Annotated in this window: 23 protein-coding genes; 5 read left to right on the top strand and 18 right to left on the bottom strand. The window is 70.0% G+C overall.

Annotated features, from left to right (window positions below; translation table 11 throughout):
• Positions 1 to 14: 14 nt before the first annotated feature.
• The 6 genes from ACVCMG_RS07355 to ACVCMG_RS07330 all read right to left on the bottom strand — a co-directional run bounded on the left by ACVCMG_RS07355 (position 15) and on the right by ACVCMG_RS07330 (position 6,622).
• Positions 15 to 1,703, bottom strand: a complete 1,689-nt coding sequence (locus ACVCMG_RS07355) for a cbb3-type cytochrome c oxidase subunit I (protein ID WP_447115248.1) — start codon at positions 1,701 to 1,703, stop codon at positions 15 to 17.
• Positions 1,703 to 2,665: a c-type cytochrome gene (locus ACVCMG_RS07350; protein WP_447115247.1), complete on the bottom strand. Its 963-nt coding sequence runs from the start codon at positions 2,663 to 2,665 to the stop codon at positions 1,703 to 1,705. Before ACVCMG_RS07350 ends, ACVCMG_RS07355 begins: the two co-directional genes overlap by 1 nt.
• Positions 2,662 to 2,913 carry a hypothetical protein gene (locus ACVCMG_RS07345; protein WP_447115246.1) on the bottom strand — a complete coding sequence of 84 codons (252 nt, stop codon included), beginning with the start codon at positions 2,911 to 2,913 and terminating at the stop codon, positions 2,662 to 2,664. The genes ACVCMG_RS07350 and ACVCMG_RS07345 overlap by 4 nt, the downstream gene beginning before the upstream one ends.
• Before the next feature lie 230 nt (positions 2,914 to 3,143).
• Entirely contained in the window at positions 3,144 to 3,662 is a 519-nt protein-coding gene (locus tag ACVCMG_RS07340; protein ID WP_447115245.1) for a PEGA domain-containing protein, read from the bottom strand.
• Between the two features lie 34 nt (positions 3,663 to 3,696).
• Entirely contained in the window at positions 3,697 to 5,031 is a 1,335-nt protein-coding gene (locus tag ACVCMG_RS07335; RefSeq protein ID WP_447115244.1) for a hypothetical protein, read from the bottom strand.
• A gap of 199 nt (positions 5,032 to 5,230) precedes the next feature.
• Positions 5,231 to 6,622 (bottom strand): MBL fold metallo-hydrolase, encoded by a 1,392-nt coding sequence (locus ACVCMG_RS07330; protein WP_447105587.1) that lies wholly within the window; start codon positions 6,620 to 6,622, stop codon positions 5,231 to 5,233.
• Between the two features lie 163 nt (positions 6,623 to 6,785).
• Here ACVCMG_RS07330 and ACVCMG_RS07325 point away from each other — a divergent pair, with 163 nt between their 5' ends.
• From ACVCMG_RS07325 to ACVCMG_RS07305, 5 genes are all read left to right on the top strand, one after another.
• The gene (locus ACVCMG_RS07325; protein WP_447107183.1) at positions 6,786 to 8,207 is read left to right on the top strand and encodes a diguanylate cyclase; all 1,422 of its coding nucleotides are present in this window, start codon (positions 6,786 to 6,788) and stop codon (positions 8,205 to 8,207) included.
• A gap of 66 nt (positions 8,208 to 8,273) precedes the next feature.
• Positions 8,274 to 8,546, top strand: coding sequence for a PepSY domain-containing protein (locus ACVCMG_RS07320; RefSeq protein ID WP_056081726.1), 273 nt, complete (start codon positions 8,274 to 8,276; stop codon positions 8,544 to 8,546).
• Between the two features lie 30 nt (positions 8,547 to 8,576).
• Positions 8,577 to 9,095 (top strand): cytochrome b/b6 domain-containing protein, encoded by a 519-nt coding sequence (locus ACVCMG_RS07315; RefSeq protein WP_395116424.1) that lies wholly within the window; start codon positions 8,577 to 8,579, stop codon positions 9,093 to 9,095.
• 247 nt (positions 9,096 to 9,342) lie between these two features.
• Positions 9,343 to 10,017 carry a winged helix-turn-helix domain-containing protein gene (locus ACVCMG_RS07310; protein WP_447105589.1) on the top strand — a complete coding sequence of 225 codons (675 nt, stop codon included), beginning with the start codon at positions 9,343 to 9,345 and terminating at the stop codon, positions 10,015 to 10,017.
• Positions 10,014 to 11,396: an ATP-binding protein gene (locus ACVCMG_RS07305; protein ID WP_447115243.1), complete on the top strand. Its 1,383-nt coding sequence runs from the start codon at positions 10,014 to 10,016 to the stop codon at positions 11,394 to 11,396. The genes ACVCMG_RS07310 and ACVCMG_RS07305 overlap by 4 nt, the downstream gene beginning before the upstream one ends.
• A 19-nt stretch (positions 11,397 to 11,415) precedes the next feature.
• On the opposite strand, the gene ACVCMG_RS07300 is transcribed toward ACVCMG_RS07305, so the two are convergent.
• The 12 genes from ACVCMG_RS07300 to ACVCMG_RS07245 form a co-directional block, all read right to left on the bottom strand.
• The gene (locus ACVCMG_RS07300; protein WP_136257623.1) at positions 11,416 to 11,889 is read right to left on the bottom strand and encodes a cytochrome c; all 474 of its coding nucleotides are present in this window, start codon (positions 11,887 to 11,889) and stop codon (positions 11,416 to 11,418) included.
• 53 nt (positions 11,890 to 11,942) lie between these two features.
• Positions 11,943 to 12,797, bottom strand: a complete 855-nt coding sequence (locus tag ACVCMG_RS07295) for an LOG family protein (RefSeq protein ID WP_136257622.1) — start codon at positions 12,795 to 12,797, stop codon at positions 11,943 to 11,945.
• Positions 12,794 to 14,209 carry an MBL fold metallo-hydrolase RNA specificity domain-containing protein gene (locus tag ACVCMG_RS07290; RefSeq protein ID WP_136257621.1) on the bottom strand — a complete coding sequence of 472 codons (1,416 nt, stop codon included), beginning with the start codon at positions 14,207 to 14,209 and terminating at the stop codon, positions 12,794 to 12,796. The genes ACVCMG_RS07295 and ACVCMG_RS07290 overlap by 4 nt, the downstream gene beginning before the upstream one ends.
• A gap of 59 nt (positions 14,210 to 14,268) precedes the next feature.
• On the bottom strand, positions 14,269 to 14,838 hold the full coding sequence (locus tag ACVCMG_RS07285) for an alpha/beta fold hydrolase (protein ID WP_246031061.1): 570 nt from the start codon (positions 14,836 to 14,838) through the stop codon (positions 14,269 to 14,271).
• Complete coding sequence (locus ACVCMG_RS07280) at positions 14,831 to 16,339, bottom strand: efflux transporter outer membrane subunit (protein ID WP_136257620.1); 1,509 nt, start codon at positions 16,337 to 16,339, stop codon at positions 14,831 to 14,833. The genes ACVCMG_RS07285 and ACVCMG_RS07280 overlap by 8 nt, the downstream gene beginning before the upstream one ends.
• 32 nt (positions 16,340 to 16,371) lie before the next feature.
• Positions 16,372 to 17,490 (bottom strand): ABC transporter permease, encoded by a 1,119-nt coding sequence (locus ACVCMG_RS07275; protein WP_136257619.1) that lies wholly within the window; start codon positions 17,488 to 17,490, stop codon positions 16,372 to 16,374.
• A 4-nt stretch (positions 17,491 to 17,494) separates the two neighbouring features.
• Positions 17,495 to 18,658: an ABC transporter permease gene (locus ACVCMG_RS07270; RefSeq protein ID WP_136257618.1), complete on the bottom strand. Its 1,164-nt coding sequence runs from the start codon at positions 18,656 to 18,658 to the stop codon at positions 17,495 to 17,497.
• Positions 18,655 to 20,427 carry an ATP-binding cassette domain-containing protein gene (locus tag ACVCMG_RS07265; protein WP_136257617.1) on the bottom strand — a complete coding sequence of 591 codons (1,773 nt, stop codon included), beginning with the start codon at positions 20,425 to 20,427 and terminating at the stop codon, positions 18,655 to 18,657. Before ACVCMG_RS07265 ends, ACVCMG_RS07270 begins: the two co-directional genes overlap by 4 nt.
• A 1-nt stretch (position 20,428) precedes the next feature.
• Positions 20,429 to 21,454 (bottom strand): secretion protein HlyD, encoded by a 1,026-nt coding sequence (hlyD, locus tag ACVCMG_RS07260; protein ID WP_136257616.1) that lies wholly within the window; start codon positions 21,452 to 21,454, stop codon positions 20,429 to 20,431.
• A 28-nt stretch (positions 21,455 to 21,482) separates the two neighbouring features.
• Positions 21,483 to 21,905 carry a hypothetical protein gene (locus ACVCMG_RS07255; RefSeq protein WP_136257615.1) on the bottom strand — a complete coding sequence of 141 codons (423 nt, stop codon included), beginning with the start codon at positions 21,903 to 21,905 and terminating at the stop codon, positions 21,483 to 21,485.
• A gap of 46 nt (positions 21,906 to 21,951) precedes the next feature.
• Entirely contained in the window at positions 21,952 to 22,560 is a 609-nt protein-coding gene (locus ACVCMG_RS07250; protein WP_136257614.1) for a TetR/AcrR family transcriptional regulator, read from the bottom strand.
• A 217-nt stretch (positions 22,561 to 22,777) separates the two neighbouring features.
• The gene (locus ACVCMG_RS07245) at positions 22,778 to 25,309 is read right to left on the bottom strand and encodes a cation-translocating P-type ATPase (RefSeq protein ID WP_447115242.1); all 2,532 of its coding nucleotides are present in this window, start codon (positions 25,307 to 25,309) and stop codon (positions 22,778 to 22,780) included.
• Positions 25,310 to 25,340: the final 31 nt, after the last annotated feature.

Below are 25,340 nucleotides of genomic sequence, written 5' to 3'. Positions count from 1 at the left end.
CCGGTGTCGGCTGCTCAGCCCTGCGCCGGCAGTACCCGCAGCAGCGGCGAGATGGCCGGTGCGCTGGCCCGCGCTTCCAGCGAGGCGATGAAGCGCCACACGAACAGCAGGGTGACCAGCAGCAGGCCCGGATAACCCACGCCGGCCAGCACGTAGGGCAGGGTGGGGTCACCCGCCACGCGCACGTGCGGCAGGTTGAAGCTGAGCAGGCCGAGCGTGATGATCGTGCCGAACAGCCACATCAGCAGCAGCCAGATGCCGGCTTCGAATCCGGTCAGTGGTCGCCGCCAGCCGGTGGCCGGATGCGGGGTCGTTTCGGCGTCGACGGCAGCCTGCGGACGCATGCGCCGGCCCAGCGTGAACAGGTCGTACGCCAGCACGCCGGCGCCGGTGCTCAGCACCAGGCCGAACAGCGGCAGCATGACCTTGTAGGTGCCCATGGCGCGGTTGACGTCGCCGCCGAACCAGTCCAGCCCCAGGATGCGATAGACATAGACCTGCACCGTGCCGCCGATGGCGAACGCGAACGCCATGCCCAGCACGCCGGTGAACACCAGCCAGAAACCGAGCTTGCCCAGGCGCGGATCGAACTGCGGCACCTTGCGCAGGATCGGCGTGGCGTAATAGGCCGCGGCGATGCCGAGCATGCCGAAGGTGCCGAACAGCGCCAGGTGCGCGTGCCCGGCGGTGACCCAGGTGCCGTGCGACCACACGTTGGTCAGCGCGAAGGTCATCACGAAGCCGAGGATGCCCGCGCCGACCAGCTCCAGCACGGTCGAGCCGAGCAAGAAGTAGAACGCCGGCGCGTTCTCCAGCGGTCGCTTGTTGGTGTGCGCATCCAGGTAGATGTGCCAGAAGCAGAACACCAGCGGCAGCGGTTCCAGCGCGCTGAACAGCGAACCCCAGAACTGCCAGAACTCCGGCGTGCCGATCCAGAAATAGTGGTGCGCGTTGCCGATCAGCCCGGACAGCCACACCAGGGCGATGCCCCAGAACACCGCGAAGCCCACGGATTTCACGTCGGCCTTGAACATCAGTACCAGGAAGTAGCCGACCAGGCTGATGTGGATCACTTCCCACACGCCTTCCACCCAGTAGTGCACCACGAACCAGCGGAAGTATTCCTGCAGGTCCAGCCGCGCCACGTAGAACAGGCCGAACACCCACACCACCGCCAGCGCGCCGACGCCCAGGCCCAGGCCCCAGTGCACCTCGTTCCATTCGCGCACGCGCGGGAACGTGCGCAGCACCACGAAGGCCAGGATCACGAAGCCGACCAGGATCAGCACGCCGGCGATGCGGCCGGCTTCGAGATATTCCAGCCCCTGCTGCAGCCACGGTTGCCCCAACCACCAGCCGGCGATGCCGCGCTCGGCCAGGAACTGGGTGAAGAAGTTCCAGATCACGATGACGATGACCGCGTAGAACAGGAACTTGATCAGCCACGGCGCCACCAGCTCGCGCCTGGCCAGCAAGGGCGCCACGAACATGATCGCGCCGATGAAGCCGCACACGATCCACATGATGCCGAGGTTCAGATGCTCGGCGCGGGCGACGTTGAAGTTGAGCCATCCCTGCAGGAGGGTCGGGTCCACCTGCTGCGCGGCCAGGATCATGCCGTAGATCACCTGCACGACGAACAGCACCAGCATCAGCATGAAAAAGCGCAGGCTCAGCCGTTGGGTCTGGTATTGGATCTGCATCACTGCTTCTCCAGCGTGTGGAGGTAGGCCACGATGGCATCGACCTCGTCGTTCTTGAGCAGGGTGTCGTAGGCCGGCATCACGCCCGGCGGATAACCGGCCACGATCTTCGCGTTCGGCTGGCGGATCGACTCGGCCAGGTAGGCGTCGTCGGCGCTGACCTTGCCGCCGTCGGCCAGGCTCACGCTGGACCCATACAGCCCGCCCCAGCCTGGTCCCACCAGCTTCTTGTCGTCACTGGCGTGACAGGCCACGCAGCCGTAGTCCTTGACCAGTTGCGCGCCCAATGCGGCCGGATCGCTTGCCACCGGCGTTGTCGCCGCAGCCACCGCAGGCACGACCTGCGCCAGCGCGATCGGGCCATGCGCCAATTGCATGCGGCGGTCGAGCGTGCCGGCTTCGACCTTCGGTGGCCAGCCCTCGGTGTTCATCGCCGAGGTGTACTTGAGGTAGGCGATCAGCTGGCCGATCTCGTCCTTGCTCAGCGGCAGGTTCGGCATCAGCGTGGTGCCGCCGCCGCGCCGCTCGATGCGGGCCGCCGCACCGGGATATTTCTGCAGGTAGGCGTCGATGGTGTCGGTGCCGGTGTCGGCGTGCTGGTTCGGATCGAGCAGCTGGGCGCGTACCGCCGCCTCGGTGGGCCAGCCGCCGGCCGAGGGCAGGAACGCCGCCAGCCAGGCTGGCCCGGCGTGTTCGTACACCTCAGTGAGGTCCGGCCCCAGATAGGCGCCGTTGCCGACCAGGGTGTGGCAGCCCATGCAGTTGTAGGCCTGGAACACGCGCTTGCCGTCGTTGGCCTGGTACGGGCCGAAGCTCACCGGGTCGGGGGTGGCCTGTCCGCGCGAGGGCAGGAAGGAGAACACCGACAAGACGATGAAGATCAGCGCCATGACGCCGAGCAAAAGCAGCGCGCTGCGGCGCCGCGGTTTTTCGCAACTGCTGTCGCCTGATCCGCAGCTCATGGCCGGCCCCCCTTGTCATCGACGGAAGGCGGCGTGGCCTGGGTGTCATGCAGGAACAGGATGCGCAGGCTGCCGATGAACAGGTAGAACACCCACACCGCCAGCGCGAAGCCCACGGCGAAATAGATCCACCAGGCGACGTGCGATTCGGGCCAGTACTCGAAATCACGCCAGAAGGGCCAGGACAGCCCGAACGCCGCCACGCAGGCCAGCACCGAAAGCGTCAGATCCGAAATCCGCTGCGACATGCGATTCTCCCCTACGGTCGATTCGGGCCTTGCCGGGAAATCTCGTACACCGCGCGTCCCTCCCCGAGGAATCCGCGTCAGTCATGCCCACTATAGGAATGGCGGCAGGCGGCGCTTCTGATCCAGGTCAAGCAGATGTGCACTTTCGACACGCGCGGCACGAGCGGCGGACTTCACCACGGAGGGAACGTGGCTGCCGCCTCGCCGGTGCCGGGCGGCCGCGGGCTCTTTCAGTGGCCCGGGTGGGTGCCTGGCTGCAGGATCCGTCGACGCACGCGCTGTTCCTCGGCCGGGGTGATCAGGCCTTCGTCCAGCAGCTCCTGCAGCACCTCGAGCTGGCGCAGCCGTCGTTGCGGCACGGATGGCATCGGTGCAGGCGGCAGCGTCGCCGGGGCGGCCAGCGGCGCGGGCACCCGGCTGGCCGCGGGCGTCGACGCCGACGCGATGCAGTCCAGGCGCAGGTGCAGGTCCTGCTTGAGGTCGTCCAGCGTCACCCGATGGGTCAACGGCTCGCAGCCGGCGTGGCGCAGGGTGATCATGCCGTAGCGTTCGGCGCGGGCGTCCGGGTAGCGGTTCGGGTAGATGTCGCGCTCGGTGATCGTCAGCGGCGTCACGCCGGCCTTGCCGCCGATCAGCTCGACCTCCGCGCCCGACGGCGTCGATTCGACGCGAAGGGTGCCCACCTGCAACGCCTGCGCCTGCGCGCTGCCGCCGGCGGCCAGCACCAGCATCAGCACCGCGAGGTGCACGGATGACCGCGTGGGGAAGCGACGGGAGCGCACGTCAGAACGCCGTGTCGAAGCCGAACAGGATGTAGTTCTCGCTGCTCAGGTGGCCGGTGAAGTAGGGGCCGGTGGGCCGGGTCCGGTGCTGGAAATCGACGTTGAGCTCGATGATGCCCTTGACGTTGCGCATGAAGTAATACGACGCGGTCAGGCTCAGGCTGTTGATGTCGATGCCTTCGAAGATGGTGTTGGTATGCGCCAGGTCGCCGGCGCTGGCCCGGTTGTACAGCGCGGAGAACGCCCAGCGGTCATCGGGGATCCAGTCCACGCCGGCGAAGCCGCCGCTCCAGCGGTAGTTGCGCGTCGGGTCGGCATCGAGGAAGCCGTCCCAGTCGTTCCACAGGTATTGCGTGTACCAGTGGGTGTTGGCGCCGATGTCGCCGGACGCGTCCAGGCCGACGACGCGCTTGTCGGTGTTGCGCTGGCTCTTGTCCATGCCGGCCGGACCGGCGGCGCCGCGCTGCTTGCCCGCGGCGCCGAACACGCCCACCGCCACCGGGCCGATGTCGGTGCCGATGTGGGCGAAGGTGGTCTTGGAGCTGTCGCTGTCGAACATCCGGTCCGGCCGCGAATAGCCGGTGCCGCTGATCTTGAAGTTGTCGGTGATGCCGTTGCCGTTGGTGAAGCCGAGGTCGATGCCGAAGCGGCCGATGTCGCGGTCGAACAGCACGCCGCGATCGTAGGTGACGCCGGCCATGCGGTAGACCATGTAATCCTGGAACGGCAGGCGGATCTCGCGCGGGAACATCGAGTCGGACAGCGAGAACTGGCCGAGCATCATGCCGATGCCGCTGCCGAAGATGTCGGCATGGCGGAACCAGGCGTCCTCCACCAGGATTTCGCCGTTGCCGCCCTTCTCCCCCATGATCGCGTAGAAGTAATAGGTGATGTTCTTGCTCAGCGGCGCGCTGGACAGCAGCTTGAGCAGGTACGGCGACTGGAAGTCGGTCGCGGCGGATTGGCGGGCGCCGCTGATCGGGTCGATCGCCTGGCCCTGGCGGCCCTGCAGATAGGCCTGGGCGCGGATGGCAAGCGGCACGTGGTCGGGCAGCCCGAGCCGATCGTCGTTGAGCTGGGCGGAGGTTTCCATCCAGTTCGGCAGACGCATGTTGTTCTTGGCGAAGATCTCGCCGAACTTGTTGAGGCGCGGGAAGGCGGAGTGGCAGGCGACGCAGCTGAGGCTGTAGCGGCGCGCGAACTCGGGCATGGCCGAGGCATTCTGCGTTGGCAGGATCGCCAGCCACGCACCCAGCAGCAGCCACGGCACGGCGCGCCACAGGGACCGGGTCGCACGCGCGCGCTCGGTGCCGCTGCCGGGCGACGGGAGCACCATGGCATGGAGGTCGTGGCGCGCAGGGAAGCACGGAAGATGGATCCGCTTCATCATGATTTGCTCTCGACGTGAGACGGCCGCCTTCCCTTGGGGCGACAGGCGGCGGACCCAGTCTGCGCACCTGCGGCCAGCGTCTCTTTGACCAGCGTCAACTGCGCGGCGTGTCGTGTTTCGTTCGGTTGTCCGGCCGCCGGCGGCTTCAGTCGAGCTTGATCGGCTCGTGCAGGCCAGGCAGCTGGCAGGCGATGCCGCGCCCGGCCAGCACCTCCTGCATCACGCGCATGCCGCGGCCGTATTCGCCGTGTACCAGGAATACCTTGCGCCGCGGCGCGTCGCCCAGCCAGGCCAGCAGCGAGGGCCGGTCGGCGTGCGCGGAGAAGCCGTTGATGGTCCACACCTGCGCGCGTACCGGGATCTCCTCGTTGAACACGCGCACGCTGGGCGCCCCGTCGATGATCCGCCGCGCCAGCGTGCCTTCCGCCGCATAGCCGACGAACACCACGCTGCAGCGCTCGCGCCACAGGTTGTGCTTGAGGTGGTGGCGCACGCGACCACCGTTGCACATGCCCGAGCCGGCCAGGATGATCGCGCCGCCGTCGACGTTGTTGATCGCCATCGACTCGGCCGTCTCGCGGGTGAAGTGCAGGCCGGGCATGGCGAACGGGTCGCCGTGCCGCAGCTCGGCGAGGAAGCCGTCGTCGAAGCATTCCGGGTGGCGACGGAAGATTTCGGTGGCGGAGATCGCCATCGGCGAATCCAGGAACACCCGCACGTGCGGCGGGATCGCGCCGTCGGCGATGCCGCGGTGCAGGTAGTAGAGAATTTCCTGGGTGCGCTCCAGCGCAAAGGTGGGGATCACCACGTTGCCGCGCCGGTTCACCGTGTCGCGGATGGCCTGGTACATCTCGTCCACCGAGTCCGGCACCGAGCGGTGCGGACGGTCGCCGTAGGTGCTTTCCATCACCACGTAGTCGGCTGGTGGGGCGGGCGTCGGGTCGCGCAGCAGCGGGCGACCCGGGTTGCCGAGGTCGCCGGAAAACAGCATGCGCCGTTGCTTCTCGCCGTCGTCGATCTGCAGCAGGATCGAGGCCGAGCCGAGGATGTGGCCGGCATCGAGAAAGCGGGCGCGGATGCCATCGGTGACCTGCACGGTTTCGTCGTAGCCGACATCCGGGCCGAAGAAGTCCAGCGCGTGCAGCGCGTCGTCCAGGGTGTACAGCGGCGGCGCCACCGTCTCGCCGCGTCGGTTGTTGCGTTGCGCGCGGCGCGCGTCCTCTTCCTGCAGGCCGGCGGAATCGAGCATCACCACCCGCGCCAGTTCGCGGGTGGCGGCGGTGGTGACGATGCGGCCGCGAAAGCCCCGGCACACCAGCAGCGGAATCCGCCCGCAATGGTCCAGGTGCGCGTGGGTCAGCAGCAGCACGTCGATGCTGGCCGGGTCGAAGCCGAACGGTTCGGCATTGGCCCGCTCGACCTCTTCGCTGCCCTGGAACATGCCGCAGTCGATCAGCACGCGGCGATCGTTGCAGGTGATCAGGTGGCAGGAGCCGGTGACCTGCTTGGCGGCACCGTGGCAGCTGTAAATGAACATCATTTCCTCGACGGCGCAGGCGGCTGGCGCAGACTCTGGCAGGACGCGCCGGTCGCCGGCTTGATCGTCGTCAAGTCGGGGCACCGGCCGACTGTGCCATGGTGGGCCTGGTGCCGTCGTACTGCCGAAACCACGGCAGGCTCGCCGGAGCATGAGGGTGGCGATGATCACCGTGCCGTTCCATCACGATCTCGGCGCCGTGCGCGGGTTCCTGCGTTTCTCGCGTGCAGCTGCGTTGCTGGACTGCGCGACGGCGCTGGTCGTGCTCGCCGGCTGGTGGTCGCAGCGTCCGCTGCTGACCACGATGTGGCCGGGGCAGCCGGCGATGAGCGCGACTGCGGCGGTCGGATTCGTGTTGTGCGGAGGCTCGCTGCTGCTCAGCCACCATCCGGTGCCGTCGTGGTCCGGCATGGGCCGCTGGCTGTCGTTGGGCGTGCTGGCGCTCGGCGCGGCGACCCTGGCGGAGCATCTGTGGCTGGTCGACTTGCGCATCGATCGCCTGCTTGGCGAGCTGTCGGCCTACGACTCCGGACGCTGGCCCGGGCGCATGGCCGAACCGGTTGCGGCGGGCTTCGTGCTGCTCGGTGCGCTGGGCCTGCTGCCGGCGCGACGCTGGCCGCGCCTGCGCGACGCGCTGGCCCTGGTCGCGTTGGTCATCGCGATGAGCGGGCTGGCCTCCTATGGCATTGCGCTGGCCGGCAAGGGCGCCACGCCGTTCGGGCGCATGCCGCTGCACTCCACTTTGTTGCTGCTGCTGGCGACGCTCGGCTGGCTGTGCGCCTCGCCCACGCTCGGGCTGACCCGCGTGGCCACCGCCGACACGCTGGGCGGCGCCTTGGCGCGGCGGCTGCTGCTGCCGGCCTTGCTGCTGCCGGCGGTGTTCGCGTTCGTGTTCGAGTTGCTGCAGTCCTGGCTGGGCCTGCCCGAAGCGCTGGCCTTCGTGTTCGTGGCCCTGTTCAGCGGCGGCGCGGTGGCCGGGCTGGTGTGGTGGGTGGCCAACCTGTTCGACAAGCTGGAACGCCAGCGCCGCGAAAGCATCGCGTTGCGCAACGATGCCGGCACCGACATCCTCACCGGGCTGCCCAACCGGCGCGCGCTCGACGAGGCGCTGGCCGGCCTGCTGCGCGGGCAGCGCGAGCACGACACGACGTTCTCGCTGCTGATGCTCGATCTGGACCGCTTCAAGACCTTCAACGACGACTTCGGCCACCTGGCCGGCGACCAGGTGCTGCGCATCACCGGCCACCTGCTGCGCGCGGCGCTGCGCCCGGCGGACATGGCCGCGCGCTACGGCGGCGAGGAGTTCGTGCTGCTGTTGCCGGGTACCGACTTGAGCGGCGCCGGCGAAGTGGCGGCGCGCCTGCTCGACGCATTCCGCGGTTTCGCCTGGCCGCGGTGCACGGTCACGGTGAGCATCGGCATGGCGCAGGCGGTCCCCGGCGATGCCGCGGAGGACCTGATCCGGCGCGCCGACGGCTCGCTGTACGACGCCAAGCGCGGGGGACGCGACCGTGCGGTGGCGGCGATCGCGCCGCCCGAGGTGTTGCGCCCGGGAGCCTTCCCGCGCGCCGTTTCGGGTTCTTAAGACCCACATAAGCCGTCCCGGTTGCAATGCCGTCCAAGGCAATCCTGCCGATACCGGAGACGCACCATGAAACGCATCGTCATCGCCCCGTTGTTCCTCGCCGCCGCCGTCCTGTCGGCGTCCGCCTTCGCCGCACCGCAATGCACCAGCGCACCGCGTGCGCAGTGGCTGACCGAAGCGGCGATGAAGCAGAAGGTGCTCGACCAGGGCTACACCATCAAGGTGTTCCAGGTCTCGGGCAATTGTTACGAGATCTACGGCAAGGACAAGGCCGGCAAGAACGTGGAGATCTACTTCGACCCCACCGACGGCCGCATCGTCAAGAAGAAGGGCGGTTGATCGTCACCTGACCCCTAGCGAGGACAAGCCATGAACGCGATGGTCAAAGTGTGGGACCCGCTGGTCCGCCTGTTTCACTGGTCGCTGGCGGGCTTGTTCCTCGCCAACTTTTTCACCGAGGACGGCGAGCTGGTCCACCGCGGGATCGGCTACGCCGTGCTGGCCCTGCTCGCGGTGCGTTTCGTGTGGGGCTGGGTCGGCACGCGGCACGCGCGCTTCGCCGACTGGGTGCCCGGCCCGCGCCGGCTGCGCGATTACCTGCGCGAGCGCCTGGCCGGGCGCTCGCGGCGGCAGCTCGGGCACAATCCGGCGGCCGCCGTGATGATCCTGGCCCTGCTCGTTGGCGTGCTGCTGGTCGGCGTCACCGGCTGGCTGCAGACCACCGACCGATTCTTCGGTGAGGGCTGGCTGGAGGAGCTGCACGAAGCGCTGGCCTACGGCGTGCTGGGACTGGTCGTGCTGCACGTGCTGGCCGCGGTGGGCGAGAGCGTGCATTACGGCGAGAACCTGGTCGCCGCGATGATCCACGGCCGCAAGCGCGCGCCATGAGCCTGTCGGGCTTTGGCTGGTCGAGGCGAAAATCTGGCTGCGCGAGGACAGATTTTCGCCGGTTCGCCGCGCCATGGTGGTTCCATGGCGCAAGAATCGACGGAAATATGGACCGCGCAGTCGGATTTGCAGCCCGGCCAGCCAAAGCCCGACAGGCTCATAGGGCAGGATGCCGCAGCCGGCGAAAAAGCGGCGCCAATTGCTGCAAGTCAAGTGAGCGGCCCGATCGCGCGACAAGAATGAGGCCATGCGCATCCTGCTAGCCGAAGACGACCGGGCACTGGGGCAGGCGCTGGCCGACGGCCTGCGCCAGCTCGGCTATGCGGTGGACTGGATCACCGACGGCAACCAGGCCGCCGCGGCGCTGGCCGACACGAGCTACGCCGCGGCGGTGCTGGACTGGAACCTGCCGCGCAGCAGCGGCCCGGCGATCATCGCCGGCATGCGCCGCCGCCAGGACGCCACCCCGGTGCTGCTGCTGACCGCGCGCGACGAACTGGCCGACCGCGTCGCCGGGCTGGATGCCGGCGCCGACGATTACGTGGTCAAGCCGGTGCATCTGGACGAACTGGCCGCCCGCCTGCGCGCCTTGCTGCGGCGGGCCGACGGCCAGGTCGAGCCGGCGATCCGCGTGGGCGCGCTGGAAGTCACCCCGGCCGCGCGCAGCGCCACGCTTGCCGACGCGCCGCTGGAGCTGACCGCCCGCGAGTACGCGTTGCTGGAAATGCTGGTGCGCCATCCCGGGCGGGCGTATTCCCGCGAGCAACTGGAAGACGCGCTGTACGGCTGGGACCGCGAAGTGGCCAGCAACGCGGTGGAAGTGCACATCCATCACCTGCGCCACAAGCTGGGACCGGGCTGGATTCGAACCCTGCGCGGCATCGGCTATGCCATCAACCCGCCCGGCGGGGTCGCCGCGTGATCCGCCCCTCGCTCAACCGGCGGCTGGTGCTGCGGCTGCTGGCCGGCATCGTGCTGGTGTGGTGCGCCGCCGCCGGCTGGTTGGCCTGGCGCAGCCTGCACGAGGTCGATGAGATCTTCGACCAGATGCTGGTGCGCACCGCCGCCAGCGTGTTTGCGGTGATGCCCGACGACGTCGCCCGCGTCGGCGCGGTGCGCCTGCCGGACAAGCCGCTGCTCGACTCGGACGACACCGCCCAGCGCCCGGCCATCGTGCTGCGCGATGCGCGCGGCGAACTGCTGGTCGAGAGCGCCGAGCTGCCGCTGCTGCGTTTCGATCCGGGCGACGCGCATTTCCATTCGGTCGTGCACGACGACCGACGCTGGCGGGTATTCCAGCGCTGGGATGCGCAGCATCGGTACTGGGTCCAGGTCGGCGCGCCGCTGGACGAGCGCGACGAGCTGCTGCGCAAGCTGCTGGCGCCGGCGCTGCTGGCCTTGCTCGCGCTGCTGGTGCTGGTGCCGCCGATCGTGTTCGCCGGTTTGCGCAGCGGGCTGAAACCGCTGCGCCAGCTGGCGCGCGGCCTGTCCGCCGGCGCCGATCCGGGCGCCGCCTCGCTCACCGACGCGCGGGTGCCGATCGAGCTGGCGCCCTTCACCGAGGCGATCGACAAGCTGGTCGATCGCCTGCGGCTAAGCCTGGAACACGAGCGCCGCTTCACCGCCGATGCCGCGCACGAACTGCGCCACCCGCTGGCGGCGCTGCGGCTGGAACTGGACCTGGCCGGGCGCGGCGACGATGTGCGGGCGCGCACGCGGCACCTGCAGCGCGCGCAGGAGGCGCTGGATCGCATGCAGCGGCTGGTGGCTCAGTTGCTGCTGCTGGCGCGGGTCGAGAAACTGGCCGAGCTGGATGACGCCGGCCCGCTGCGTCTGGTCAGCGTCGCCGAAGCGGCCTTGCGTGACGCCAGCGAGCGCGCGGCGGCGCGTTCCATCGAACTGTCGCTGGACCACGACGGCAACGATTTCGTGCTGGGCAGCCGCAGCCTGCTCGACATCCTGGTGCAGAACCTGCTCGACAACGCGTTGCGCCACGCGCCCGAGCACGGCCAGGTGAACGTGCGCGTCGGCGGCCGCGACGAGCAGGTGAGCCTGGAGGTCAACGACAACGGCGCCGGTTTCGCCGCGGACGACATCGCGCGGCTGGGCGAGCGCTTCCACCGGCCCGAAGGCAGCGTGGGCGAAGGCAGCGGACTGGGCCTGTCGATCGCCCAGGCGATCGCCCGCCTGCATCACGGCCAGCTGAGCTTCGGGCGCTCCGCGCTGGGCGGCGCGCAGGTCGGTTTCAGCCTGCCGCGCGCCGCCACCTCGGCGGCGCCGCACGTGCCCGGTTACGTGTGAACGCGCCGCCGCGGATCGTTCAGGGCTGGCTGTGGAAATGCTCGCGGAACGGCTTGCGGAAGCGCTGGTGGCAGCCCAGGCAGGCACCCTGCACGTTGGCGAACGCGGCGATCGCCGCGCTGCCGTCCTGCCGTTGCGCGGCCTGCGCCAGCTGCTGGGCGGCGTCGTGGGCCTGGCGGTCGTAGTCGCGGAAGTGGCCGGCGTCCTTGCCCATGAAGGCCAGGATGCGCAGCTTCTCCCCCAGCGGCGGCTGCGGGTGGTCGGCGATGCGCACGGCCCGCTGCGCCACTGCCGGCCAGTCCTCGCGGGCGATGCCGTCGGTGACGCCCTGCATGTCCTTGCCCAGCTCGCGCATGATCGTGGTCAGCGCCATTGGCGCGGCCTGCTCCGGCGTATCGGCGGCACGGGCCGGCGGCGGCAGGCTGCCGGCCAGCAGCGCCAGCGCTGCGACGGCGGCGGCATGGGACAGGGTGGTGCGTGGCGTGCATGGCATGGGCGGTCTCCTTCGGGGTGGGATGATGGGCATCGGCATGGCACCGGTCGCGCTCAGGCCGGCGGTTCGCCGCCGTAGAACGCGTGGATCGCCGCCACGGCCTGTTCGGCGTTTTCGACCACGCTGACCAGCTCGGCGTCGCTGGCGTCGAGCATGCCCTGTTCGACCAGGAACCCGAGGTCGCAGGCGCGGCGCCAGAACGCGCCGCCGACCAGCACGATCGGCAGGCGCGGCATCTTGCCGGTCTGCACCAGGGTCAGCACCTCGAACAGTTCGTCCAGCGTGCCGAAGCCGCCGGGAAAGGTGACCAGCGCCTTCGCGCGCAGCATGAAATGCATCTTGCGCACGGCGAAATAGTGGAAGCGGAAGGCCAGGTCCGGGGTGATCCAGCTGTTGGGCCGCTGTTCGCGCGGCAGCGTGATGTTGAGGCCGATCGAGCGCGCGCCCGCCTCGTAGGCGCCGCGGTTGGCCGCGTCCATGATGCCCGGGCCGCCGCCGGTCACCACCACGAAATCGCGGCGCCCCTCGCACTGGAAACGGTACGAGACGATTTCCGCGAAGCGGCGCGCTTCCTCGTAGTAGCGGGCGCCGGCCAGCCGGCGGCGGGCGGCGGCGAGCTCGCGCGCCAGCTCCGGCTCGTCCGGATGGGCTTGCGTGCGCGCCGCCAGCTGCACCACTTCGGCCTGCGCCTGCTCCGGCGAGCAAGTGCGCGCGCTGCCGAGCACCACCACGGTGGAACGGATCGCGTGTTCATGCAGGGCGAGCTCGGGCTTGAGCAGCTCCAGCTGCAGGCGTACACCGCGCAGCCCGTCGCTGGCGAGAAACGCGACGTCTTCCTGCGCCAGCCGGTAGGCCTCGCCATGCACGATCGCTTCCTCGCGCCGCTTGCCCTCGTCGTTGTTGTTCATGCCGGGACTCCGCTGTCGTGCCATTGCACCTGCTGGCCCGCCGCGGGAACGGTCACCTTCCAGCCGCCGCGCGCACGCAGCCCGTCGGCCAGCGCCTGGGCCGCCGTTTCCTCGCCATGCACCACGAAGGTCTGCGCCGGCGCGCGCGCGAAGCCGGCGGCCCAGGCCAGCAGCGCGTCCCGGTCGGCATGCGCGGACAGTCCGCCGACGGTACGGATCGAGGCGCGCACCGGGATCTCCTCGCCGAAGATGCGCACCTGGCTGGCCCCGTCCACCAGCCGCCGGCCCAGCGTGCCCTCGGCCTGGAAGCCGGTGATTAGCACGCTGCATTCAGGCCGGCCGAGGTTGTGCCGCAGGTGGTGCTTGATGCGGCCGGCGGTGCACATGCCGCTGGCGGAGATGATGATGGCGCCGGAGCGGATCTGGTTCAGCGCGATGGATTCCTCCACGCTGGCGGTGAAGTTGAGATACGGCAGATCCTCGCCCAGCGCATGCCAGTCGGCGAGGCGGGTGGCGTTGTCGTCGAACAGGTCCAGGTGCTGTCGGGTGATCCGGGTGGCGGCGGTGGCCATCGGCGAATCGACGAAGATGCGCAGGTTGCGCAGCCTGCCTTCGCAGCTCAGCCGATGCAGGTGATACAGCACTTCCTGGGTGCGTCCCACCGCGAAGGCCGGCACGATCACGTTGCCGCGGGCCAGGGTGCGCTCTACCACGCCGATCAGTTCGTCCTGGGTGGCGGCAAGATCCTTGTGCAGGCGGTTGCCGTAGGTCGATTCGATGAACAGCAGGTCCGCTTCGGCAATTGGCGTCGGGTCGCGCAGGATCGCGCGCCCCGGTTGGCCGAGATCGCCGCTGAACACCAGCTTGGTGGTCCGCTCGCCCTCGCTGACCCACACCTCGATGATCGCCGAGCCCAGGATGTGGCCGGCGTCGCGGAAGCGGCAGCGGATGTCCGCGTGCGGGCGCAACTCGCGCCCGTAGCCGTGGGGCCGCACCTGGCGCAGGCAGGCGTCGGCATCGCGCAGGGTGTACAGCGGCGTGGCCGCGGCCTGCGCCTCGCGCGAGCCGCGGGCGCCACGCTGCGCGCGCAGCGCCTCCGTTTCCTGGATGTGCGCGCTGTCGGGCAGCATCACCTGCAGCAGGTCGGCGGTGGCGGCGGTGGCGTGGATCGCGCCGCGGAAACCGGCGCGGGTCAGTTTCGGCAACAGGCCGCTGTGGTCGATATGCGCGTGGGTCAGCAGCACGAAGTCGAGCGCCGACGGTTCGAACCCGAACGGTTGCCGGTTGCGCTGGGCGGCTTCGCGTCCACCCTGGAACATGCCGCAGTCGACCAGGAAGCGGACCTTGGAGGTCTCGATCAGGAAGCATGAGCCGGTGACTTCGCCGGCGGCGCCGAGAAAAGTGATTTGCATCGAAGCGGTTCTCCGGATTCGTTCAGTCGCGCCGGCACCAGCGGCCTGCGCACAAAGGGTCAAGGTTGCGCGGCACGGGCGGACTCCCCAGTGCTGTCGGGCGATCCGTGGCCGGGCGAAGCGTCGGCCGTCACCGGCTGCCAGTCCGGGTCGGCGAAATAGCGCGGATACAGTTCCAATGCGTCGAGCAGTGACGGCAGGCCGTCGGCGGCGAGCACGCGGCCGAGCAGCAGATGCAGGTTGGCGTCCATGCCGTTGCCGCGGGGAGGGCGGTCGACGATGGCGGCCACGCTGTTCTCGATCGACGCGGCGACGGCACGGGCTTGCCGCGTCGACAGCGAACCGTCGGCCTGCGCGTGCTGCATCCACAGCGCGATGGCGCGGATGCGTCGCATGCCTTCGCGCAGTGCGGTATCGGCCGGCCATCGCTGGCCGTGGTTCAGCTGCAGTTGGCGCTGGGCGGTGGCAACCGGGTGGTCTGTGGCGGTATCCGCAGCTTGCGCGAGTGACGGCGGTGCGCCGACCAGTGCCGCGACCAGCAGGGGCGCGCGCAGGACCCAGTGCAGGGCGCCGCCCATCCGGCGCGGGCCACCGCGGTCCGGGCGTTGCCGCAGCAGCCTGTCATCCACGGCGCTGCTCCTCGCGTGGTGCCGGCGACGATGGCGTGGTCGAGCCCTGGCCGCGTGCATCGTCGGCGTCGGCATCCCAGCCACCGCCCAGCGCCTTGAACAGCGCCACCAGATCGATCGCGGCGGCGGTGTGCGTGCGCGCATAACCGTCCTCGGCGTCGTGCAGCACGCGCTCTTCGGCCAAGAGGTCGGTCAGCGCGATGTCGCCGGCGGCGTAGCGCGCCTGCGCATGGGCGTAGCTGCGCCGCGCGGCGTCCGCGGCGGCCTGCTGGCGCTGCACCGCGTCCAGGCCCAGCCGGTAGTCGCCCAGCGCGCGTTCGGCGTCGCCCAGCGCGGTCAGCACGGCCTTTTCGTAGGCGAACGCCGCCTGTTGTTCGCGCGCCTCGCTGGCGCGGATCTCGGCGCGCACGCGGCCGCCGTCGAACACCCGCCAGGAGATCAGCGGCATGAGCGAAAACCGCTGGCTGGTTGATTCGAACAGCTGGCTCGCGTCCAGCGCCTGGAAGCCGCCGCTGGCGCCGATCGACAGCTTCGGGAACAGCTCCGCCGTGGCCACGCCGATGTCGGCGCTGCGCGCGGCCAGACGGCGCTCGGTCGCACGCACGTCCGGCCGGCGGCGCAGGATATCGGCGCGCTGGCCGACCGGGATCGGCAGCAGCGTGATCGGTGCGGCGGTGGTGTCGAGCAGGGCCAGCTCGCGTTCGGGCGGCGCGCCCAGCAGCACGCCCAGGCCCAGCGCCGCGGCGCGCGCGCGCGCCTGGATCGCGGGCAGGCCGGCGGCGGCGGCGCTCAGGCGCGCTTGCGCGGCATCGAGGTCCGCCTGCGCGGCTTCGCCCGCGCGCAGGCGCTGGCCGACCAGCTCGGCCGTGTGCGCGAGCGAGCGCACCGAGGCTTCGCGCGCGGCCAGCTCGCGTTGCGCGCCGCGCAGACCGAGGTAGCTGCGCGCCACTTCGGCGGCGATGCTGACGCGCACGCCGACGGCGTCCTCCTGCGCGGCTTGCATGCGCGCCTCGGCACCTTGCACGGCGCGGCGGGTGGCGCCGAACAGGTCGATTTCCCAGCCGGCGTCGAAACCGGCGTCGTAGATGGTCTGGTCCCGCGCCAGCCCGGGAATGGCGCCGATCGGCAGTGGGCCGTTCTCGCTCTGCCGGCGCCGGGTGACGCTGCCGCCGACGCCGACCGAAGGCGCGTAGCCGCCGGCGGCGCGGTCGCGCAAGGCCCGCTCCTCGGCGATGCGTGCCTGCGCCTGGCGCACGTCCAGATTGTCCGCCAGCGCGGTGGCGACCAGCCGGTCCAGGGTCGGGTCGCCCAGCGTGGTCCACCAGGTCGAGAGATCTGCCGGCGCCTGTGCGGCCACCGGCTGCGTCCAGCCGCTACCGGTGTCGACCTTCGGCGGCCCGCGGTAGTCGGGGCCGGCCGCGCAGGCGCCGAGCAGCAGCGTGCCCAGCGCGACGGCCGCTGCGCGTGGCGCACCGTGGCAGCGATTCGATGAGCGGGTCATGGCAACTCCTTCATGCATGGCTTGAGGGCCGGTCATTGCAGGCGGCTGCGCACCAGCAGCGTGGCCAGGGTCAGCGTCGCCAGCGCGATCAGCGCCAGCGGCCAGGCATTGGCGAGGATGTCCGCCGCCGGCATCGCCTTGAGGAAGCTGCCTTCGACGATGACCAGGAAGTGGGTAAGCGGGATCGCCTGCGCCAGCCATTGCAGCACCGTCGGCATGTTCTCCACCGGCGTGGCGAAGCCCGACATCAGCACTGCCGGCACGCCGATGGCGAAGGCGCCGAGGATGGCCTGCTGCTGGGTCGCACTGACCGCGGAAATCATCAGGCCGATGCCGACCACCGACAGGATGAACAGCACCAGGCTGGCCAGCAGCAGGGCGAACGAGCCGGTAAAGGGAATGCCGAACACGAACACGCCGGCGCCGATCATGAATAGGCCGAGCAAGGTGCCGATCGCCAGCGCCGGCAGCGATTTGGAAATGATGATTTCCGGCGTCGAGGTGGGCGACACCAGCAGCTGGTCGAAGGTGCCCAGCTCGCGTTCGCGGGCGATCGACAGCGAGGTGATCAGCAGCGCGCTGAACAGCGCCAGGATGCCGGTCAGGCCGGGCACGATGAACCAGCGGTAGACCAGGTTCGGGTTGAACCAGTGGCGCACGACCACCGGCTTCGGCGCCTGCGCGTCGGGCACCACCGCGGCGCCGACCTCGGCGGCGATGGTCGACAGATAGGCCACCGTGATCTGGCCGGAGTTGCTGCGCCGGCCATCGACCAGCACCTGCGCGCGGCCGCCGCCGCCGGCGGCGATCGTGCGCGAGAAATCCGCCGGGATGGCCAGCGCCGCGATGACCTCGCCGCGATCGATCAGATCGTGCAGCTGGCGCTGGCTGTCCACGCGCCGGACGTGGCTGATGAAGCGCGCGCTGTCCAGGCGCTGCATCAGCTCGAGCGACCAGCGGCCGGCGTCCTGGTTGTATACGGCGATATCGACGTTGCGCACTTCCAGCGTGGCGGCGAAGGCGAACACCAGCAGCTGCAGGATCGGCGGCACGAACACCACCATGCGGCTGCGCGGGTCGCGCAGGATGCTCAGGACCTCCTTGACGAACTGCGCCCGCAAGCGGGTGAAACTGAGGATGGCGTTGGACATGTCGCTACTCCAGGTTCTTGCGCGTGGCGCGCTTGGCCAGGAGGAAGAACACCGCGCCGATGGCGGTCATCGCCAGCAGGTTGGGCACGAACACCGCCCAGATGTCCCCGGCCAGGAACACCGTCTTCAGCGATTCGACGAAATAGCGCGCCGGGATCAGCCGCGTCATGGTGCGGATCGGCGCCGGCATGGCGTCGATCTCGTACAAAAAGCCTGACAGCATGAAGGCCGGCAGGAAGCCGGTGAACAATGCAATCTGCGCTGCCAGGAACTGGTTGCGCGCCAGCGAGGAGATCAGCAGGCCCTGGCCCAGCGCCGGCACCATGAACACCGCCGACAGCAGCAGCAAGGCCGCCAATGAACCGCGCAATGGCACACCGAACACGAATACCGCCAGTGCCGCGGCGCCCAGCGTGGACAGCATGCCGAGCACGAAGTAGGGCAGCAGCTTGCCGATCAGGATCTCGGCCACCGAGGCGGGCGTGGACAGCACCGCCTCCATCGTGCCACGCTCCCATTCGCGCGCCACCACCAGTGCGGTGAGCATGGTGCCGATGATGGTCATGATGATGGCGATGGCGCCGGGGATCAGCGCGCGGCGGCTTTCCAGCTCCGGGTTGAACCAGTAGCGCGGCTCCAGCGCGATGGTCGGCCCCGGCGCGGCCGATCGCCCGGCGCGCCAGGACTGCACCACGCCGCGGGCGTAGTTCTCCACGTAGTTGGCGGTATTGGGGTAGGAGCCGTCGGTGACGATCTGCACCAGCGGTTCGCGGCCGCGCCGGGCCAGGCGCTGCTCGAAATCCGGCGGGATCACCACGTAGCCGCGCAGCGCGCCGGAAACCAGCTGCCCGGCCACCTCGCGCCGGTCCTGCGCGAAGTGCGCGTCGAGGAAGCGGGTGCCGGCAAACGCGGCAGCCAGCGACTGCGCCGAGGCGCCGGAGGATTCCAGCACCACGCCGACGCGCACCTGCTTGGCGTCCAGCGACACCGCATAGGCGAACAGCAACAGCAGCACCACCGGCAGCACGAACGCGATCAGCAACGTCGAGGGATCGCGCAGGGCCTGATGGCTTTCCTTGACCACCAGCGCCATCAGCCGCCGCCGGTCGAACCGCCGCGAGCCGGCCGGCAGCGCGCCATCGCCGGGCGTGCGCGTGGCGGCGTTCATGCGGCGGCCTCCGTGTCGCGGTCGGCGGATTCCACCAGGTGGATGAAGGCATCCTCCATGGTCGGGTCCGGCTGCTGCGCGCTGGCGGCCATGCGCTTGAGCGCGTCGGGCGTGTCCAGCGCGATCAGCCGCGCGCGCGAGAGCATGGCCACGCGGTCGCAGTATTCGGCCTCGTCCATGAAGTGGGTGGTGACCATGATGGTCACGCCCTTGCGCGCCAGCCCGTTGATGTGGGTCCAGAACTCGCGCCGGGTGATCGGGTCCACGCCCGAGGTGGGCTCGTCCAGGAACAGCACCGGCGGGCGGTGCATCAGCGAGCAGGCCAGCGCCAGGCGCTGTTTGTGCCCCAGCGGCAGCGAGTCGGGCGTGGCCGAGAGCCAGTCGCCGAGGTCGAAGGTGGCGATCATTTCCTCGATGCGCTGGCGGCGCGTGTCGCCTTCCAGCTGATACACGCCGGCGGAGAACTCCAGGTTCTGGCGCACCGAGAGCAGGCCGTAGAGCGAGAACTTCTGCGCCATGTAGCCGAGGCGGCTCTTGGCCGCACCGGTGGCGCGGCGCAGGTCCAGGCCCACCACATGCGCCTCGCCCGCGCTCGGCTTGAGCAGGCCGCACAGCATCTTGAAGGTGGTCGATTTGCCGGCGCCGTTGGGACCGAGCAGGCCGAAGATCTCGCCCTTGCGCACCTCGAAGCTGACGTCGTCGGTGGCGGTGAAGGCACCGAAGCGCTTGGTGAGATGCCGGCAGGACACGGCGATATCCGAGCCCAGTTCGACCGGCGGCAACCGCTCGGCCAGCGTCGAGGTGCCGCCGGGGCCGCCGCCGAGCAGGTCGATGAAGGCGTCCTCGAAGCGCGCCGGCACCGCCGCCAGCTCCACCCGCGAGCGCGCGGCCAGCGCCTGCACCTGCTGCGCGTCCGCGCCCGCGCGCAGCACCACGCGCACGCCGGCGCCCTGGATCACGCCGTCGCTCACGCTTGGCAGGTCCAGCGCCTCGGTCAGCACCGCGCGGCGCTCGGCGCCGACGTTCTCGAGGCGGAAGCTGCGGCCTTCGAGCTGCGCGGTCAGTTCCTGCGGCGGCCCGTCGAACAGGAGCTGGCCCTGGTTCAGCAGCAGCACGCTCTGGCAGCGCTCGGCCTCGTCCAGATAGGCGGTGGACCAGACCACCGCCATGCCCTCGTCGGTCAGCGCCTGCACCATGCGCCACAGGTCCTGCCGGCTGACCGGATCGACGCCCACGCCGGGCTCGTCCAGCAGCAGCACCTTGGGCCGCGCCATCAGCGCGCAGGCCAGGCCGAGTTTTTGTTTCATGCCGCCGGAAAGCTTGCCGGCCAGGCGCGCGGTGAAGGGCCCCAGCCGGGTGAATTCGAGCAGCTCGTCGAACAGCTCGGTGTTGTGCTCTGCGTCCATGCCGCGCAGGCGCGCATAGAGGCGCATGTTCTCCATCACGGTCAGGTCTTCGTACAGGCCGAAGCGCTGCGGCATGTAGCCGCTGGCGACGTGGATGGCGTCGTTGTCCTTGACCACGTCGAAACCGGCCAGGGTGACGCTGCCGGCGTCGGGGACCAGCAGCCCGGTCATGATCCGCATCAACGTGGTCTTGCCGGCACCGTCGGGACCGACCAGGCCGGTGAGCCGACCGTAGCGGATGCTGGCGCTGAGCCCGCGCAGCGCCTGCACCTTGCCGAAGTGCTTGGCGAGGTTCTCGATCACCACCGCGGCGTCGTGCTGGCCGTGCTGGCGCGATGCATCGCTGGCCGACTGCGCGCCCATCTCAGTGCCTCCGCGCGGGCGTGCCGGCGGTGTCGACGTCGAGCGTCACCGGCATGCCCTGGCGCAGACCTTCGTCGGCGTCGGACACCACCACGCGCAGGCGGTAGACCAGGTCGGTGCGCAGGTCGGCGGTCTCCACCGTCTTTGGGGTGAATTCCGCGCGCGGCGAGATGAAGCCGATCTGGCCGTGATAGACGGTCGCCGAGGAATCGGTGTGCACGCGCACTTTTGTGCCCGATGCGATGCGGCCCAGGTCCGCCTCGCCGACATACGCGCGCAGGTACACCGGGTCGCGCAGGCTCAGGCTGTACACCGGCATGCCGCTGGCCACCATGCTGCCCGGTTCGCGCACGCGGGCGATCACGATGCCGTTGCTGGGCGCGATCAGCGTCGCATCGGCCACCGCGGTGCGCGCCTGGCTCAGGGCGGCGGCGGCCGCGGCCACGCGCGCCTTGCCGGCGGCGATGTCCTCGCTGCGGAAGCCGGCGCTGGCCAGCGCCAGCGCCGCCTGCGCGGCGGCCAGCTTGGCGGCGGACTGGTCGCGGGTGGCGCGCGCGGCGTCGGCGGCGCGCTGGCTGCTGGCGCCCGATTCGAGCAAGGTGCGCTGGCGCTTGAAGTTGCGCTCGGCCTCGGTGGCGCTGGCCTGCGCCTGGCGCACCTGCTCGCGCACTTGGGCGATTTCCTGCGGTCGGTTGCCGCGATGCAGCTTGTCCAGTTGGGCCTGCGCGGCCTGGAGTTCGGCTTCGGCCGCCGCCAGCTTCTCGCGGTAAGGCGTGGCGTCGAGCTGCGCCATGACGGCGCCGGCGGTGATGGTGTCGCCTTCGTCAAAGGCCATGTCAGTCAGGCGGCCGGACTGACGAAAGGCCAGCTCCACCTCGCGGATGTCGACGTTGCCGTACAGGCGCAACACATCCGGATTGCCGCGGTCGCGCAGCAGCCAGAACGCCAGGATGCCGCCCAGCGCGATCACCACGACGGCGATGGCGATCCAGCGGGTCTTTCCGGTGGGAAGGCTCGGAGTTTTCATGGAGAGAATTTCCGCGGGAGAAAGGCATTCAGTGCGTGCGTGCCAGCGGCGCGACGTTCGACGCGCGCCAAGCCATGGCCGCGATACCGGTCCACACCAGCGTGCGCAGGGCCATGGCGATCGGCGTGCGCTGTTCCCAGGCACCGCCCAAGGCCACATGCACGCCGAAAGCGACGAATACCAGCGCCGTCGCCAGCGCGATGGCGGACGCCAGCCACGCCGCCCAGCGCCGGCGCCGCCACAGCCCGACGCCGGCGATGACGTAGGCGAAGCCGGCCAGGAAATTGAACCAGAGCACGAACGGCACGTAGCGGCCGGCCGCTTCGCGCGCGGCACCGTCAACAAACAGCACGGTGCCGCCTTCCCTGAGGGTCAGCAGGCCGAAGCCGATGGCGAGCAGGGAAAGCAGTCGAGTCCAGATGCCGCGTCGCGGGTGGGTGGTCATCGTCATGGCGCTCGGTTCGTGGGGGGACTTCCAGTGCGGGAGGGAAAGCGCCTCAGGCGGCGCGCGCGATGCCGCGGCGGTAGATCGCAAATGCGCCCGCCGCTTGCTTGCGCATGCGGCGGGTGTCGCCGGCCAGCAGGGCCTGCATCACCAGGCCCTGGATGCTGCCGATGAACAGCGTGGCCGCCGCAGCCGGATCCAGCTGCGGATCCAGTTCGCCGGCCGCCTTGCCGTCTTCGATCAGGGTGCGCAAACGCTCGCCGTAGCGGCGGATCAGGGTCTGCACCATCTGCTTGGCGGCCGTGCCTTCGGCCCGCTGCAGTTCGCCGAACATCATGCGCGGCACGCCCGGGTGTTCGGCGACGAAGGCAATGTGCGCCATGAACATCGCTTCCAACGCGGCCAACGGGCTGGCGGCATTGCGCGCGGCGCGCTCGATCCGCGCCAGCAGGTGGTCGGCCACCCATTCCATCACCGCCTGCCAGATCGCGTCCTTGCTCGGGAAGTGGCGGAACAGTGCGCCTTGGGTCAGCTTCATCGAGCTGGCGATCGCTGCGGTGGTGATCTCGCTGGGATTTTGCTCCGCCGCCAGCTTGATGACCGCCTCGACGGTGACTGCGCGGCGCTCCTCCGCGGGCAGATGTTTGCGCTGGATGTCCATGGTGACGGGTTCGCCGTAAGTGAGTAAGTAATTACTAGCTTATTCGAAATCGCGCGGCTGTCAACCGTCATTGACGACGGAGTGGGCGGCAGGGCCTTGCCGAGACGACGGTCCGGGTAGCCCGCCGGCTCACGACTCGCAGGTCGGCCGGCGGCCGGGGTGGTTGGCGATGAGGAGCGGAGCCCGGCCATTGTCGGCACCGGACGCAAACGCTGTTTCAGCGCACAGCTGCCTTGCGCAACCTTCCGCGCGTCGCGCGGCGCAGCAGTTCCAGCCACGCGACGGCGGCGGCCAGCATCGCGGCGGCGGCGAGCAGGCTGAGCGGCGCCGGCACGGCCAGGCTCATCACGCCGCGGAGGAAGGGCACGCCGATCACGACCGCCAGCATCAGTGCCACGGCGCCGAACATCCGCGCCAGCCACGGGTTCTTCGCCGGATGGCGGGCCAATGCGGGATGGGTCAGGTCGCGGTTGGCCAGGGTCAGCAGGAACAGTCCGATCACCAGTGCGATGAACACGGCGCTGCGGCTTTGCGTCGCGTCCAGGTTCTGGCCCAGCAGCAAGCCGTAGCCCAGCAGCAGGATGCCGGCAAAACCCAGGCCCTGGATCACCGCGTGGCGCAGGTTGGCGGCGGCGAACGGCGAATCCGACGGTGCGCGCGGCGGCCCTTGCATGATGTCGTCGTCGGCAGGTTCGGCCTCGAACACGATCGAGCAGGCCGGGTCGATCAAGAGCTCCAGCAGCACGATGTGCACCGGCATCAGCAGCACCGGCCAGTGCAGCAGGGTCGGCACCAGCGCCAGCGCGATGATCGGCATGTGCACGGCGAACACGAAGCGGGTGGCCTTGGTGATGTTGGCGTAGATGCGCCGGCCCTGGCGGATCGCGTTGACGATGCTGGCGAAGCTGTCGTCCAGCAGCACCAGGGCGGCCGCCTCGCGCGCCACGTCGGTGCCGCGCTCGCCCATCGCCACGCCGACGTCGGCGGCCTTCAGCGCGGGCGCATCGTTGACGCCGTCGCCGGTCATCGCCACCACCTCGCCTCCTTCGCGCAGCAGCTGCACCAGGCGCAGTTTCTGCTCGGGCTGGAGCCGTGCGCACAGGTCGACGCAATGCAGGCGTTCGCGCAACGCGGCGTCGTCCAGTGCAGCCATTTCCACGCCGGTGACGACCTCGGCGCGCTCGCTCAAGCCCACCTCGCGCGCGATCGCCCGCGCGGTGGCCGGGTGGTCGCCGGTCATCATGATGATGCGGATGCCGGCGCTGCGGCATTCGGCGATCGCCGCCGGCACTTCGGGGCGCGGCGGGTCGACGAAACCGAGCAGACCGAGGAAGCGGAACTCGAAGTCGTGCTGGCTGCGCGGCCACGCCTCGCCTTGCCACTCGCCGCGGGCCACGCCGAGCACGCGCAGGCCGCGCTCGGCCATTGCATCCACCTGGCGCAGGATCGCCGCCGCCTCGGCATCGCTCAGGTGGCACAGGTCGATCACCGCCTCCGGCGCGCCCTTGGTGGCCAGCAGGTGCGCGTCGCGCGCACTGCCGCGAAACACGTGGGTCATCGCCAGGATCTCCGGCGACAGCGCGTACTCGAACTCCGGCGCCCACTCCGCATGTACGTGCTCGGTGCCGGTGAGCCAACGCAGGCCGAACTGCTGGATCGCCTTCTCCATCGGGTCAAACGGATCGGCCGGCGTCGCCAGCATGGCGAACTCGGCCAGCGCGTGGAATGGCTCGGGCAACTCGGTATCGCCTTCGCCGTGCGCGCTGTCGTCGGGCAGACGCAATTCAGCCACCTCCATGCGGTTCTGGGTCAGCGTTCCGGTCTTGTCGGCCGCCAGTACCGAGATCGCGCCCAGCGCCTCCACCGCCGGCACCCGGCGGGTCAGCACCTTGTGCCTGGAGATGCGCCATGCGCCGAGCGCGAGGAACACGGTGAGGATCACCGGGATCTCCTCGGGCAGGATCGCCATGGTCAGCGCGATCCCGGCCAGCACGCTCTGCAGCAGGCCGTGGCCGTCCCACAGCCAGCCGAGCAGCGCATACGCCGTGGCCAGCAGCAGGCCGCCGGCGGCGAGCCGACGGATCAGCCGGCGCGAAGCCCGCTGCAGGCCCGAGACAGGCTCGACGGTGGTGCTGAGCGCCTGGCCGATGCGACCGACCGCGGTGGACCCGGCGATGGCGTAAACCTCGGCGACGCCGACGCCCTTGGTCACCACGGTACTGGCGAACAACTGGCCGGCGTCCGCACCCGGCAGCTTGGTGACCGGCACCGCCTCGCCGGTGAGCAACGACTCGTTGACGTCCAGGTGCCCGTCCAGCAGCCACCCGTCGGCGGCGATGCGGTCGCCTTCATGCAGCACCAGCAGGTCGCCGACCACCACCTCGCGGCCCGGCACGCGGATTTCCTCGCCGCCGCGGATCACCAGCGCGCGCGGCGCGGACAGCTCGCGCAGCGACTCCAGAGCCCGCTGGGTCTTGCGTTCCTGCATCAGCGTGATGCCGATGATCACGAACACGGCCGACAGCAGGAACATTGCTTCGGCGCGGTCGCCGAGCGCCAGGTACAGGCCGCCGGCGACCAGCAGCATCAGGAACATCGGCTCGGTCAGCACGCCGCGGACGATCCCGGCCAGACTCTTCGGCGTGCTGCCCGGCAGCAGGTTCGGGCCGTGCTCGGCCAGTCGCCGCGCCGCCTCGGCCGGATCGAGGCCGGGGCGACCGGCCGGTTGGGGTGGTCTGCCTTCGCTCATGCGCCGAGCCGCTGGCCGCCCCCGCCGATAC

The sequence above is a fragment of the Rhodanobacter sp. UC4451_H18 genome (assembly GCF_052978225.1).
The sequence above is the reverse complement of the archived record's forward strand: the minus strand, read 5'-3'. Positions and strand labels throughout refer to the sequence as shown.

Coding starts and splice junctions, on each gene's coding strand:
- ACVCMG_RS07355 (WP_447115248.1), bottom strand. CDS start 1,703: ATGCAGATCCAATACCAGACCCAACGGCTGAGCCTGCGCTTTTTCATG.
- ACVCMG_RS07350 (WP_447115247.1), bottom strand. CDS start 2,665: ATGAGCTGCGGATCAGGCGACAGCAGTTGCGAAAAACCGCGGCGCCGC.
- ACVCMG_RS07345 (WP_447115246.1), bottom strand. CDS start 2,913: ATGTCGCAGCGGATTTCGGATCTGACGCTTTCGGTGCTGGCCTGCGTG.
- ACVCMG_RS07335 (WP_447115244.1), bottom strand. CDS start 5,031: ATGGTGCTCCCGTCGCCCGGCAGCGGCACCGAGCGCGCGCGTGCGACC.
- ACVCMG_RS07330 (WP_447105587.1), bottom strand. CDS start 6,622: ATGTTCATTTACAGCTGCCACGGTGCCGCCAAGCAGGTCACCGGCTCC.
- ACVCMG_RS07325 (WP_447107183.1), top strand. CDS start 6,786: ATGATCACCGTGCCGTTCCATCACGATCTCGGCGCCGTGCGCGGGTTC.
- ACVCMG_RS07320 (WP_056081726.1), top strand. CDS start 8,274: ATGAAACGCATCGTCATCGCCCCGTTGTTCCTCGCCGCCGCCGTCCTG.
- ACVCMG_RS07315 (WP_395116424.1), top strand. CDS start 8,577: ATGAACGCGATGGTCAAAGTGTGGGACCCGCTGGTCCGCCTGTTTCAC.
- ACVCMG_RS07310 (WP_447105589.1), top strand. CDS start 9,343: ATGCGCATCCTGCTAGCCGAAGACGACCGGGCACTGGGGCAGGCGCTG.
- ACVCMG_RS07300 (WP_136257623.1), bottom strand. CDS start 11,889: ATGCCATGCACGCCACGCACCACCCTGTCCCATGCCGCCGCCGTCGCA.
- ACVCMG_RS07295 (WP_136257622.1), bottom strand. CDS start 12,797: ATGAACAACAACGACGAGGGCAAGCGGCGCGAGGAAGCGATCGTGCAT.
- ACVCMG_RS07290 (WP_136257621.1), bottom strand. CDS start 14,209: ATGCAAATCACTTTTCTCGGCGCCGCCGGCGAAGTCACCGGCTCATGC.
- ACVCMG_RS07280 (WP_136257620.1), bottom strand. CDS start 16,339: ATGACCCGCTCATCGAATCGCTGCCACGGTGCGCCACGCGCAGCGGCC.
- ACVCMG_RS07275 (WP_136257619.1), bottom strand. CDS start 17,490: ATGTCCAACGCCATCCTCAGTTTCACCCGCTTGCGGGCGCAGTTCGTC.
- ACVCMG_RS07270 (WP_136257618.1), bottom strand. CDS start 18,658: ATGAACGCCGCCACGCGCACGCCCGGCGATGGCGCGCTGCCGGCCGGC.
- ACVCMG_RS07265 (WP_136257617.1), bottom strand. CDS start 20,427: ATGGGCGCGCAGTCGGCCAGCGATGCATCGCGCCAGCACGGCCAGCAC.
- hlyD (WP_136257616.1), bottom strand. CDS start 21,454: ATGAAAACTCCGAGCCTTCCCACCGGAAAGACCCGCTGGATCGCCATC.
- ACVCMG_RS07255 (WP_136257615.1), bottom strand. CDS start 21,905: ATGACGATGACCACCCACCCGCGACGCGGCATCTGGACTCGACTGCTT.
- ACVCMG_RS07250 (WP_136257614.1), bottom strand. CDS start 22,560: ATGGACATCCAGCGCAAACATCTGCCCGCGGAGGAGCGCCGCGCAGTC.
- ACVCMG_RS07245 (WP_447115242.1), bottom strand. CDS start 25,309: ATGAGCGAAGGCAGACCACCCCAACCGGCCGGTCGCCCCGGCCTCGAT.